Origin of the sequence: Enterobacter sp. LU1 (assembly GCF_008271405.2) — a bacterium.
Taxonomy (GTDB): Bacteria; Pseudomonadota; Gammaproteobacteria; order Enterobacterales; family Enterobacteriaceae; genus Enterobacter; species Enterobacter hormaechei_C.
Genome location: NZ_CP043438.2, coordinates 3,605,742 through 3,619,022 on the forward strand (window position 1 = coordinate 3,605,742; position 13,281 = coordinate 3,619,022).

Genomic DNA, 13,281 nt, shown 5'->3' on the forward strand with positions numbered 1-13,281 from the left:
GCTCCTTAGAAATAACCCTGACGTTTCTTCAGCTCCATGGAGCCTGCCTGGTCGCGGTCAATCACGCGGCCCTGTCGCTCACTGGTGGTCGACACCAGCATCTCCTCGATGATCTCGGGCAGCGTCTGCGCACTGGATTCCACCGCGCCGGTCAGCGGCCAGCAGCCGAGAGTACGGAAACGGACCATCTGTTTTTTGATCACTTCGCCCGGCTGTAAATCAATGCGATCGTCGTCGATCATCATCAGCATGCCGTCGCGCTCCAGCACCGGGCGCTCGGCCGCCAGATACAGCGGAACGATCTCAATATTTTCCAGATAGATGTACTGCCAGATATCCAGCTCGGTCCAGTTGGAGAGCGGGAAGACGCGAATGCTTTCGCCCTTGTTGATCTGGCCGTTGTAGTTGTGCCACAGCTCCGGACGCTGGTTTTTCGGGTCCCAGCGGTGGAAGCGGTCGCGGAAAGAGTAGATACGCTCTTTGGCGCGGGATTTCTCTTCGTCACGTCGCGCGCCGCCGAAGGCCGCATCAAAACCGTATTTATTCAGCGCCTGCTTCAGCCCTTCGGTTTTCATGATGTCGGTATGCTTGGCGCTGCCGTGCACGAACGGGTTGATGCCCATCGCCACCCCTTCCGGGTTTTTGTGCACCAGCAGCTCGCAGCCGTAGGCTTTGGCGGTACGGTCACGAAACTCGTACATCTCGCGGAATTTCCAGCCGGTATCCACGTGTAACAGCGGGAACGGCAGCGTACCCGGATAAAACGCTTTGCGCGCCAGGTGCAGCATGACGCTGGAATCTTTACCGATGGAGTACATCATCACCGGGTTAGAAAACTCGGCGGCCACTTCGCGGATAATGTGGATACTTTCCGCTTCGAGCTGCCGCAGGTGAGTAAGTCGTTTTTGGTCCATAACCGTTCCTTAAGCCAAATTTATAACAGAAGCGCCAAAGCCTTCTGTGTCGGTTGTGTGTTGGAACCAGGCGAGCGTGCTGTGCAGCTGCACCACTTCTCCCACCACGATCAGGGCGGGCATTGGGGCGTCTTTCGCCAGGGTTGCAAGGTCTTGTAAGGTGCCGATGGCGACATGCTGATCGACGCGTGTCCCGCGGGAGATCACCGCTACCGGCGTCGTCGCATCGCGACCGTGCTGAATAAGCTGTTCGCTGATGTCAGCCGCTTTCATCGTGCCCATATAAATCGCCAGCGTTTGTCGGCTCTGGGCGAGATGCGACCAGTCAAACGGCGTGCTGTCGGCTTTATAGTGCCCGGTCACAAAGGTCACGCTCTGGGCGTAATCGCGATGGGTCAGCGGAATACCGGCGTAGGCAGTGACGGCAGACGCCGCTGTAATGCCGGGAACCACCTGGAACGGGACGCCCGCTTCGGCTGCCGCCTGCAACTCCTCGCCACCACGACCAAAGATAAACGGGTCGCCCCCTTTCAGGCGCACCACGGTCTTGCCCGCTTTCGCAGCGGCAATCAGCATCTGGTTGGTGTCGTGCTGGGGCACGGAGTGCTCGCCGGCACGTTTGCCGACGCAAATTTGCTCCGCGTCACGGCGGATCAGCTCGCGAATACCGTCGGTGACCAGGTGGTCATAGAACACGATATCCGCATCCTGAAGAACCTGGAGGCCACGCAGCGTGAGCAGCCCGGCATCGCCCGGCCCGGCGCCCACCAGAATGATCTCTCCGCCCGTACTGCCGGGGTTATCCAGTTCGTCTTCGAGAATTTGTTGCGCCGCCGTCTCGTTACCGGCCTGCATCAGGCTGGCAAAGCGGCCGCGAAACACACGCTCCCAGAAGCGACGGCGTTCCGTCACGCTGGTCAGACGCGTTTTCAAATGGTTGCGCCAGTAGCTGGCCTTCTCCGCCATGCGTCCGAGGCTGGTCGGCAGCAGCGCTTCGATTTTTTCTCTCAGCACGCGCGCCAGCACCGGGGCGGTGCCGCCGGAGGAGATCGCTACCAGCAGCGGCGAGCGGTCGACAATCGACGGGAAGATAAATGAACATAACGGCTGGTCGTCTACCACGTTCACCAGACGGTGACGGGCCTGAGCTGCGTCGGAGATGCGGCGGTTGAGCGCCCGATCTTCGGTTGCCGCAATCACCAGCACCACGCTGTCGATCTGAGACTCTTCAAAATCCGCCTCTGCAACGATCTGCACCTGCGCCCCGGCGCGTTGCAGGAAGGCGATTTTGCGATCGGCAATTTCACCCGTCCCGACAACCAGTACCGGTCGGTCTTTTAAGGCAGCAAAAAGGGGGAGATAGTCCACAGGCAACAACTCACTAACAACCACGAATAAAGGGACTATAGGGGGCGGCTTAGATCGAATGAAATTACGAATTGGAATGAGTAGTTACTCAATGGAATAACGCCGTGGAAAAGCAAATATCAAAAAGTGCTTAACACGCGAAATTTCGGGCATTTAGGAGCAATTCAAATTGTGTCTACCCGATCACAGTTTCATACTATGCGGGTTAAAATTTTGCTCTGTTTTTAAGGACTCACTATGTTTTCCGCAATGCGCCACCGATTCGTTGCCCTGGCGCTCGGCGTTTGCTTTATCCTTCCGGCTCAGGCAAAAAATCAATCTTACGGTGAAATAGCCAGTATGCAGGCGCGGCATATTGCGACGGTCTTTCCGGGCCGTATGACCGGAACCCCAGCCGAGATGCTCTCGGCAGACTATATCCGTCAGCAGTTTGCGGATATGGGCTATGAGAGCGACATTCGCGCTTTCCACAGCCGCTACATCTATACCACACGCAATAAAACGCAAAACTGGCATAACGTAACCGGCAGCACGGTTATTGCGGCGCACGAAGGAAAGGCGGCTGAGCAGATTATTATTATGGCGCACCTTGATACCTACACGCCGTTGAGCGACGCCGATGTCGATAATAACCTCGGCGGGCTGACGCTTCAGGGACTGGATGATAATGCGGCGGGGCTGGGCGTGATGCTTGAGCTGGCCGAACGCCTGAAGAATATTCCGACGAAATACAGCATTCGCTTTGTTGCGACCAGCGGCGAAGAAGAAGGAAAACTCGGCGCTGAGAATCTCCTTAAGCGCATGAGCGCTGAGGAGAAGAAAAATACGTTGCTGGTGATTAACCTCGATAATCTGATCGTGGGGGATAAGCTCTATTTTAATAGCGGACAGAGCACACCGAGCAGCGTACGTAAACTCACCCGCGACCGCGCGCTGGCGCTTGCCCGCACACATGGCGTCTATGCCGCGACAAATCCGGGCGGTAACCCGCAGTATCCTAAAGGCACAGGCTGCTGTAATGACGGTGAAGTGTTTGATAAGGCGGGCATTCCGGTGCTGTACGTCGAGGCGACGAACTGGGCGCTGGGCAAAAAAGATGGCTATCAGCAGCGCAGCAAATCGAAAGCCTTTCCGGACGGGACCAGCTGGCATGATGTGCGGCTGGATAATCAGCAGCACATTGATAAAGCGCTGCCGCAGCGGATTGAGCACCGCAGCCGGGATGTCGTGAAGGTGATGCTGCCGCTGGTGAAGGAGCTGGCGAAAGCGGGGAAAGCCTGATGTCGTTAAGCCCGGTGGCGGCTACGCCTTACCGGGCCTACGTTTCGTGCCGTTGCAGGCCCGGTAAGCGCAGCGCCACCGGGCGAAAAAACATTACCCTTCGTGCAATCCGCACTCGCGCTTCAGCCCAAAGAATCGCGTCTCTTCTTCCGCCATTCCCGGTTCCCATTTACGCGTGGTGTGGGTGTCGCCTACCGACAGGTAGCCTTGATCCCACAGCGGATGGTACTTCAGCCCGTGCTTTTGCAGATACTGGTACACCGTGCGGTTATCCCAGTCGATGATCGGCAGCACTTTGAACACGCCGCGCTGCACCGCCAGCACCGGCAGCGTTGCCCGGCTCCCGGACTGCTCGCGGCGCAGGCCCGCGAACCAGGTCTGAGCGTTCAACTCTTTCAGCGCCCGGTTCATCGGCTCGACCTTGTTGATCTCATTGTATTTCTCAATGCCCTCAACGCCCTGTTCCCACAGCTTGCCGTAGCGCGCCTCCTGCCAGGCCGCGCTTTCCGTCGCGCGGTAAACTTTGAGGTTCAGCTTGAGCTTGTCCGTCAGCTCGTCAATAAACTGGTAGGTCTCCGGGAACAGATAGCCGGTATCGGTGAGGATCACCGGAATGTCCGGGCGGATCCGATTCACCAGGTGCAGGCTGACCGCCGCCTGGATGCCAAAGCTTGACGACAGCACATAGTCACCCGGCAGGTTTTCCAGCGCCCACGCCACGCGCCCTTCGGCGTCGAGTTTTTCCAGCTGGGCGTTGGTTTCTGCCAGGGCCAGAATGCGTTCGACTTTTGGCAGGTCATTTAGGGCGTTTAGATCGAGTACGGACATAAGAACCTCGTTTGCCTGTTTTGCCGGGCGGCACTGCGTTTGCCCGGCCTACAAAACCCGTAGGCCCGGTAAGCGAAGCGCCACCGGGCAAAGGATGTGTTACTCCCAGAAATCCCTGGCGGGATCGAGCACCGGGCGAATGATGCCCGCACGCACCGTAAAGTCGCCGAAGCCTTCACCCGCTTCACGCTCTTTCGCCCAGCGCCCGACAAGCTCGTCGATGGAATCAAGAATTTCCGGTTCCGTAATATTTTCACGGTACATACGCGGAATGCGCGTCCCCATACGGTTGCCGCCAAGGTGCACGTTGTAACGACCCGGCGCTTTGCCCACCAGACCCAGCTCGGCCAGCATCGCGCGACCGCAGCCGTTCGGGCAGCCGGTGACGCGCATAACAATATGCTCGTCCGGAATACCGTGTTTTTCCAGAATCGCTTCCACTTTATCAGTGAAGGACGGCAGGAAACGTTCCGCTTCGGCCATCGCCAGCGGGCAGGTCGGGAACGACACGCAGGCCATCGAGTTTTCACGCTGCGGTTTAACCGCATTCATCAACCCATGATCGCGCGCCAGCTTCTCGATCTTCGCCTTCTGGCTTTCCGGCACGCCGGCAATAATCAGGTTCTGGTTGGCGGTAATGCGGAACTCGCCTTTATGGATCTTAGCAATTTCCAGCAGACCGGTTTTCAGCGGGCGGCCCGGATAATCCAGAATACGACCGTTTTCAATAAACAGCGTCAGGTGCCATTTATTATCGATACCTTTCACCCAGCCAATGCGATCGCCGCGACCGGTGAATTCGTAAGGGCGGATCGGCTCAAACTTGATCCCCGCGCGACGCTCCACTTCTTCTTTGAACGTCTCGACGCCTACACGCTCCAGGGTGTATTTGGTTTTCGCGTTTTTACGGTCGGTACGGTTGCCCCAGTCGCGCTGGGTAGTAACCACCGCCTCAGCCACGGCCAGCGTGTGCTCCAGCGGCAGGAAGCCGAACTCGCTCGCGGTGCGGGCGTAGGTTTTCTTGTTCCCATGCTCGATGGACAAACCGCCGCCCACCAGCAGGTTAAAGCCGACCAGCTTGCCATTTTCGGCAATCGCCACGAAGTTCATGTCGTTGGCGTGCAGGTCGATATCGTTCTGCGGCGGGATAACCACCGTGGTCTTGAATTTGCGCGGCAGGTAGGTCTGACCGAGGATCGGCTCTTCGTCCGTGGTCGCGACTTTCTCCTGATCGAGCCAGATCTCCGCATAGGCACGCGTGCGTGGCAGCAGGTGCTCGGAGATCTTCTTCGCCCACTCGTACGCTTCGGCGTGCAGCTCGGACTCATACGGGTTCGAGGTGCAAAGCACGTTACGGTTCATGTCGTTGGCGGTCGCCAGCGCGTCCAGCCCCACGGAGTGCAGCATCTGGTGCACCGGCTTGACGTTTTTCTTCAGAATGCCGTGGAACTGGAAGGTCTGACGGTTAGTCAGACGGATGCTGCCGTAAATCGTGTTTTCACCGGCAAACTTGTCGATCGCCTGCCACTGTTTGGTGGTGATGATGCCACCCGGCAGGCGGCAGCGCAGCAGCATCGCATGACGCGGCTCCAGCTTCTGTTCGGCACGTTCGGCGCGGATATCGCGGTCGTCCTGCTGGTACATACCGTGGAAACGGATCAGCAGGAAGTTGTCGCCTTTGAAACCGCCGGTCAGGCCGTCATTTAAATCTTCGGCAATGGTACCGCGCAGGTAGTTGCTCTCTACCTTCATGCGCTCGGCATCAGACAGTTTGCCTTCGACCACCAGTGGGCCAGGATGTTTTTCGCTCATTAGTAGACATCTCGCTGATAACGGCGCTCTACGCGCAGCTCACTTAAAAATTCATCCGCCGTTTCGGCATCCATACCGCCGAATTCGGCAATCACTTCCAGCAGTGCCTGCTCAACGTCTTTCGCCATGCGATTGGCGTCGCCGCAGACATAAATGTGGGCGCCGTCATTGATCCAGCGCCACAGCTCTGCGCCCTGTTCGCGCAGTTTGTCTTGTACGTATACTTTTTCTTTCTGATCGCGGGACCAGGCCAGATCGATGCGGGTCAGCACGCCCTCTTTGACGTAGCGCTGCCATTCAACCTGGTAGAGGAAATCTTCAGTAAAATGCGGGTTGCCGAAGAACAGCCAGTTTTTACCCGGCGCCTCGTCCGCTGCACGCTGCTGCATAAAGGCGCGGAACGGTGCGATGCCGGTGCCCGGGCCAATCATGATCACCGGCGTTTCCGGGTTTGCCGGCAGGCGGAAGTTGTCGTTGTGTTCGATAAAGACGCGCACCTCGCCCTCTTCTTCCACGCGGTCGGCCAGGAAGCCCGACGCCCCGCCCGCCCGCGCGCGGCCTTCGATGTCGTAACGCACCACGCCAACGGTGATGTGGACTTCGTTTTCCACTTCCGCCTGTGAGGAGGCGATGGAGTAAAGACGCGGCGTCAGCGGACGCAGCAGGCCGATCAGCGCGTCGGCATCCAGCTGTGCCGGGGAGAAACGCACCATGTCGACAATCGGCGTCGTCGCGGCGTAATGCTGTAACTTCACTTTGTCCCCCACCAGCGGCAGAAGGGACTCGCTGCGCGTTAAGGTGGCGTAGTTTTCAACGATATTGGCGGTGTTCACCGTCAGCTCGAAATGCCACTGAAGCGCCTCAGAGAGCGGTAAGGTTTTACCTTCCACCTGGACCGGCTCCGTGCCTTTCAGCCACAGCAGCTCGACCAGCTCTTTCACCAGCGCCGGATCGTTCTGATACCAGACGCCCAGCGCATCGCCAGGCTGATAACGCAGGCCGGAGTCACCGAGATCGATTTCGATATGGCGCACGTCTTTTTCCGAATCACGGCCCGTGATTTTCTGGTTTACCGACAGGCTCGCCGTCAGCGGCGCCTCTTTCGTGTAAGGGCTGGTGTGGATTTCGTTGACGGTGCCCGCTGCGGTAACGGCGGCTTGCGCTGGCGTCTCTTTCGGGACGCGGGCCTTCAGCACCTCAACGATGCGCGTCCGCCATTCGGCGGCGGCGGCCTGGTATTCGACATCAGCGTCTACGCGATCCAGCAGGCGCTCTGCACCCAGCTCCGCCAGCTTGCTGTCGAAGTCTTTACCGGACTGGCAGAAAAATTCATAGGACGTATCACCGAGGCCGAAGACGGCAAAGGCGGTGCCCTCCAGCCTGGGCGCTTTTTTCGAGAACAGGAACTTATGCAGCGCGACGGCTTCTTCCGCAGGCTCACCTTCCCCCTGCGTTGACGCCACCACCACCAGCAGTTTTTCTGACGCGATCTGTTTGAATTTATAATCCCCGGCGTTGACCAGGTTGACGTTCAACTTCGCGGCGAGCAGGTCATCACGCAGCGCTTCGGCCACACGACGGGCATTACCCGTTTGCGAAGCGGAGATAAGCGTGATGGCAGGAATTTCAACGGCCGTTGGCGGGACGCCAGCCACAGCACCCGGCTGCTGATTGAGCATTCCCCAGAAATAGCCGGAGACCCAGGCGAGCTGGGTGGGTGAAAAATCGGAAGTCGCGGCCTGGAGGCGCGCCAGTTGCTCCGGGTTAAGGGGAAGCAAATTTGAAGGTGGGGCCTGTGTTGTCATGCGTCGTTATGTTCCAGTAGCAAAGCGGACTTTAAGCGAATAAATCCAAACTGAAGATAAGGTTAACGGCGGGGATAATAACAATTAAAGAAGGGATGGAAATAATAAATAACCAAATGGACTAACCTGTTTTAGTTATCGTTCTTAACGATAAAAGCGATTAAATAACTATTTGAAATAAAACAATAAAGGCCGATAAACACCATGAATACGAGGCGGTGACCGTTCAGAGCCGTTTTAGTTAATGATAAAAATTGTGCTTTCCGGTACTATGCGGCGGTTTTTTCCGCATTCCTGAGAGCTATGATGTCCACCACACTGTTTAAAGATTTCACCTTCGAAGCCGCACACCACCTTCCACACGTTCCTGCCGGACACAAATGTGGCCGCCTGCATGGACACTCGTTTATGGTGCGTCTTGAAATCACCGGTGAAGTCGATCCCCATACGGGCTGGATCATGGACTTTGCCGAACTGAAGGCTGCGTTTAAGCCGACCTACGATCGTCTCGATCACTACTATCTGAATGATATTCCGGGCCTTGAAAACCCGACCAGCGAAGTGCTGGCGAAATGGATTTGGGATCAGATGAAACCGCTGGTCCCGCTGCTGAGCGCGGTGATGATCAAAGAGACCTGCACGGCAGGCTGCGTCTACCGCGGGGAGTGAATCTCCTCCGTTGCGGTCTCACGAGGCACGAGCGGCGTAAACTCGTAGAGCACCAGCGCATTACTCTCCAGTGATTCACTCAGTTGCCAGCCGTCATAAAGGCGTTCATCGCGTACGGAAAGCGTTGGACGCGCTTTATGCGCTATCCAGCGCCACATCTCTTCATCAGGGCCGCTTTCGCTGCCAACCCCTTCAAGTAACGGATAGAGCGCGCCGTTGTGCTGATCAAACAGATGACATTTAATTCGCCATTTACCGCGCATTCCCTTCAGGTGTAAATGATACTGCTGGCGAAAACGCTGGATGAATGCTTCTTCACTGGAAAGGAGCGGATTAAAAACCACCACATTACGCAGCAACAGCTGATAACCATTGCGATGGCGCGTAAGCAGGACACGCTTATCATTGACCAGCACCTCGCCCCGCAGACGTTGCCAGAGCCAGAGTACCCAATAAACCGGACGCGGCAGACCATGGTTATACTGTAGCGCAAGGCTTGAGGTATCGATGGTGTTGTTCGCACGAGCTTCTCCCTGAAGGCCCGAATTGAGCCAGAATCCCGCCAGCCAGACCTGCTCCGAAAGCCCGAGCAGGTTCTGCATCAGCAGCGCCCCACGAAAAAACCAGCCGTTTGTCGCCCGCGTGTTGCCGGTGAGGGTATTCCAGGAGAGAAGCCAGACGGGAAGCGAACTTTTTCGCAGGCGAAGGGCAGCGAGGATCTGGCGGACCTTCAGTATCGGATAATTTTCCGTTGAGGAGAGAGGGGTTGCCTCCAGCTGCGCGGGATCGAGAAGTTCATTAGCATCGGCAGAACAGGCAAGAAAATCGGCCTGCATCAGGATGGCTGAACTGAACAGGGTATCGTCGCTTACGCCCGCGCTGACGGGGGCAAATCGGTGCCATAAACCAAACTTTGCCTGCGGAAGATAAGTTCGTATTGCCTTTTGCTGGGCCAGCCAGACCTGCTCCCGGGTCTCCTCACTTGCCTGTGTTGACCAGTGCATGACGAAGTGCCAGCCCGCGGTGATCTCTGGCGAAAAATGATTAACCGACTGTTGTAAAAAACGGGTCAGAAGATCGCGACGGGTCGTTACGCCGGTGTGCAGTAGCACCGTCCACTGCTTTTTTGCCAGCCAGGTGAAGAGCTGATGCAGATTGTACCAGCAGGCGTAGCCCGCCATCTGGGGGTCATCCCACCCGGTGGCAAACAGACGACTGCTGAGAAAAGGTTCGGCGATATCAATTCCCTCAATGGGAATGGCCTCATTTATCGCCTCCAGATTTTGTCGAACGTCCTCACGCAGCAAATCGTCGAGCTCACGCAGGGTAATGACCACCCGCATACGGCGCAGCGAGGCAGAAAGAGGATTAAGCTGCTCAAGATCCAGGCTCTGCTCCTGCTGCGGATGAACGATGAGCGGCGAGGCTCCCCAACCGCGCGCCACCGGTTCATTGAGCAGGCTAAACAGCTTGTCCACGGCGACCGGATAGCGCTGCTCACGCCTGTCCGTCCGAATACGTGCCGCCTCCGGCTTCTGCCGGTACAGCATAATCATGGGCAAAAAAATCATTGCAGAGCTGGACGACCCAGCGCCCGGAAAGGGTTACGCGCAGGGTGACATTTGCCGTTTCGCTCGTGAACTGCCAGCGCCGATGACGGTTGATGATAGCAAGGGTATTGGCCTCCAGGATGTCACGTCCCACATCGGTGTTCAGCTCTGCCCGCCCTTCCAGCACCCAGAGCAACGTTAGCGTATCGCCTTCATCCTCCACGCAGTGGCGAATGTCCTGAATCTCTATCCAAAACTCATCTCCCCGTTGCGCCATCTTACCCCTCACCAAAGACAAAAAATGACCTGATCTTTTTTGTCATAACTGAATTGTATGAAAAACAATCAAAATAAAGCCGTCGCTTTACAACAAAAAAATGCATTTTCAGGCGGGACGATCGTCATAGACTCGAAATTATCATCGTTTGGCAGAAAAAGGATAACAAAAATGACACATCCAATTATCGAAGCTCTGCGTGGCAACGAAGCTCGGTTCACTGAATTACGTCGCTATTTTCATCAGCATCCTGAAATTGGTTTTGAGGAGCACAACACGAGCGATCGCGTTGCAGCGCTGCTTCAGGAATGGGGATATGAGGTTCATCGCGGCCTAGCGAAAACCGGTGTGGTTGGCACACTGAAGGTGGGTAACGGGCATAAACGCCTGGGCCTGCGCGCCGATATGGATGCGCTGCCAATGCAGGAAAACAACGGCAAGGCGTGGAGCAGTACCGTTGAGGGTAAATTCCACGGCTGCGGTCATGACGGCCACACCACAACGCTCCTGTATGCAGCGGAGTACCTGGCACGCACCCGCAATTTTAACGGCACGCTGCACCTTATTTTTCAGCCCGCGGAAGAACTTCTGTATGGCGGACGCGTTATGGTAGAGGACGGTTTGTTTGACCTGTTCCCCTGCGACCACATCTTTGGTCTGCACAATATGCCGTCACAGCCCCTCGGAAAAATTGGTCTGCGCGATGGCGCCATGATGGCCTCTTCCGACACCCTTCATATTGAGGTTAACGGCGTGGGGGGGCACGGCGCGGTGCCAGAACATACCGTTGACGCCACCCTGGTTGCCTGTCATATCACTATCGCGTTGCAGTCCATTGTTTCGCGCAACATTACCCCCTTCCAGCCTGCCGTCGTTACCGTAGGCAGCATTCAGGCCGGGCACGCTCCCAACATTATCAACGACAAAGTATTGATGAAACTTACCGTGCGCACGCTGGATGAACACGTGCGGCAAACCGTGTTACAGCGTATCCATGATATCGCCGTTGCACAGGCGGAAAGTTTCAATGCGACGGCCACCATTCGACACATTAACGGCAGCCCGGTGCTGAAAAACAATCCGCAAGCCAACGAGATGGTGCGCAGCGTCGCCACCGATCTGTTCGGTCAGGATGCCGTCGCGGAGGTGAATGCGTTTATGGGCAGCGAGGACTTTGCTTTCATGCTCGATAAAAATCCCAATGGCTGCTATTTCACCCTTGGCGCCGGGGATGAGCCTGACCGCTGCATGGTACATAACCCGGGTTACGACTTTAACGACAACATTCTCCTCACCGGCGCGGCGCTGTGGGCCGCACTGACCGAACACTATCTGCGCTGATTCGCACCTTCCCGGGAGGGCTGCACTATGAGTACCGTTTCCCTGACAGGCACATCCGCCTACGCCGGTAACGATCGGCTGCTGGCGGGGATCGTCATGAGCGTTCTGACATTCTGGCTGTTTGCCCAGTCGGTTATCAACGTGGTTCCGGCCATGCAGAACAGCCTCGATATTGCCCTCGAAACCCTTACGCTGGCCGTCAGCCTGAGCGCGTTGTTCAGCGGCTGTTTTGTCGTCGCCTGCGGTGGGTTTGCCGATAAGTTTGGGCGCATGCGCCTGACCATGATTGGCCTGATCCTGAGCATGATCGGGAGTGGTCTGCTGTTCATTTCATGGGAGCCCGTCCTGTTTCTGTTGGGACGAGCGATACAGGGGCTATCAGCGGCCTGCATTATGCCCGCCACACTGGCGCTGATTAAAACCTGGTATGAAGGTAAAGCACGCCAGCGCGCAATCAGTTTCTGGGTTATCGGTTCATGGGGCGGGAGTGGCCTGAGCTCATTTGTGGGAGGCGCCATCGCCACCACGCTGGGCTGGCGCTGGATTTTTATTTTGTCGATGGTGGTAGCGCTGGTCGCGCTATTGCTTATCCGCGCCACGCCGGAAAGCCGCTGCCCTGATGCGTGTCGACACAAACTGGATATCAGCGGCCTGGTGAGTTTTGTCCTTATGCTGGTGCTGTTCAATCTGTTTATCAGCAAAGGACACAGCTGGGGCTGGAGCAGCAGTTTATCGCTTCTTGTACTGTGTGGAGCCGTGATTGCACTGATGTGCTTTATCGTTACCGGGCGGCGGAAAGGCGATGCGGCGCTGATCGATTTCGCCCTGTTTAAAAACCGGGCCTATAGCGCCTCGGTATTCTCAAATTTCCTGCTCAACGGCTGCATTGGCACCATGATGATCGCCAGCATCTGGTTGCAGCAGGGCCATCATCTGTCACCGCTACAGACCGGCATGATGACGCTGGGGTATCTGGTTACCGTACTGGCGATGATCCGGGTGGGTGAAAAACTGCTTCAGCGCTATGGTGCCAGGCTGCCGATGATGACCGGCCCGCTGCTGACCGCAACAGGTATTTCGCTGATTTCATGCACCTTCTTAAGCAAAGAGGTCTACATTGTTACCGTTTTTCTGAGCAATATTTTATTCGGGCTGGGGCTCGGATGTTACGCCACGCCCTCAACGGACACGGCGGTAATGAATGCCCCTGAAAACAAAGTGGGGGTGGCTTCTGGGATCTATAAGATGGGCAGTTCCCTGGGCGGCGCAATGGGTATCGCGGTCACCGCATCGCTGTACGCGCTATGGCTGCCGATGGGAACGGCCAGTGCCGCGCAGTATGCCTTGCTTTTCAACAGTGCGATTTGCCTTGGGTCGGCAGTCGTGACCTGGGCTTTACTGCCAACAACAAAAGCCCCGCGTTAAGCGGGGCCACA

Annotated in this window: 9 protein-coding genes and 1 pseudogene; 4 read left to right on the forward strand and 6 right to left on the reverse strand. The window is 56.7% G+C overall.

Translation table 11 applies throughout. From position 1 onward, the window contains the following. Nucleotides 1-5 precede the first annotated feature (5 nt). A complete protein-coding gene (gene cysD, locus FZF21_RS17265) occupies nt 6-914 on the reverse strand; it encodes a sulfate adenylyltransferase subunit CysD (protein ID WP_006811770.1) in 909 nt (302 codons plus the stop codon). 9 nt (nt 915-923) lie between these two features. Then, nucleotides 924-2,282 carry a siroheme synthase CysG gene (gene cysG, locus FZF21_RS17270; protein WP_047055867.1) on the reverse strand — a complete coding sequence of 453 codons (1,359 nt, stop codon included), beginning with the start codon at nt 2,280-2,282 and terminating at the stop codon, nt 924-926. Nucleotides 2,283-2,519: 237 nt separating this feature from the next. On the opposite strand from cysG, the gene FZF21_RS17275 reads away from it, so the two are divergent. Further along, complete coding sequence (locus FZF21_RS17275) at nt 2,520-3,563, forward strand: aminopeptidase (RefSeq protein ID WP_015571715.1); 1,044 nt, start codon at nt 2,520-2,522, stop codon at nt 3,561-3,563. A gap of 93 nt (nt 3,564-3,656) precedes the next feature. Here FZF21_RS17275 and cysH read toward each other — a convergent pair whose 3' ends face one another. The 3 genes from cysH to cysJ all read right to left on the reverse strand — a co-directional run bounded on the left by cysH (nt 3,657) and on the right by cysJ (nt 8,008). Next, nucleotides 3,657-4,391: a phosphoadenosine phosphosulfate reductase gene (gene cysH, locus FZF21_RS17280; RefSeq protein WP_017382820.1), complete on the reverse strand. Its 735-nt coding sequence runs from the start codon at nt 4,389-4,391 to the stop codon at nt 3,657-3,659. Between the two features lie 99 nt (nt 4,392-4,490). Further along, complete coding sequence (gene cysI, locus FZF21_RS17285; RefSeq protein ID WP_015571717.1) at nt 4,491-6,203, reverse strand: assimilatory sulfite reductase (NADPH) hemoprotein subunit; 1,713 nt, start codon at nt 6,201-6,203, stop codon at nt 4,491-4,493. After that, a complete protein-coding gene (gene cysJ / locus FZF21_RS17290; RefSeq protein ID WP_032619140.1) occupies nt 6,203-8,008 on the reverse strand; it encodes an NADPH-dependent assimilatory sulfite reductase flavoprotein subunit in 1,806 nt (601 codons plus the stop codon). The genes cysI and cysJ overlap by 1 nt, the downstream gene beginning before the upstream one ends. A 303-nt stretch (nt 8,009-8,311) precedes the next feature. Here cysJ and queD point away from each other — a divergent pair, with 303 nt between their 5' ends. Next, on the forward strand, nt 8,312-8,677 hold the full coding sequence (gene queD, locus FZF21_RS17295; RefSeq protein ID WP_006811776.1) for a 6-carboxytetrahydropterin synthase QueD: 366 nt from the start codon (nt 8,312-8,314) through the stop codon (nt 8,675-8,677). On the opposite strand, the pseudogene FZF21_RS17300 reads toward queD, so the two are convergent. After that, nucleotides 8,662-10,504 (reverse strand): annotated as a pseudogene (locus FZF21_RS17300) (hypothetical protein). The gene queD and the pseudogene FZF21_RS17300 overlap by 16 nt on opposite strands. A gap of 171 nt (nt 10,505-10,675) precedes the next feature. Here FZF21_RS17300 and FZF21_RS17305 point away from each other — a divergent pair. Together FZF21_RS17305 and FZF21_RS17310 are read left to right on the forward strand one after the other, a co-directional pair. Next, on the forward strand, nt 10,676-11,845 hold the full coding sequence (locus FZF21_RS17305; protein ID WP_063945971.1) for a M20 aminoacylase family protein: 1,170 nt from the start codon (nt 10,676-10,678) through the stop codon (nt 11,843-11,845). A gap of 27 nt (nt 11,846-11,872) precedes the next feature. After that, a complete protein-coding gene (locus FZF21_RS17310; RefSeq protein ID WP_063945972.1) occupies nt 11,873-13,270 on the forward strand; it encodes an MFS transporter in 1,398 nt (465 codons plus the stop codon). The last annotated feature ends 11 nt before the right edge of the window (nt 13,271-13,281 follow it).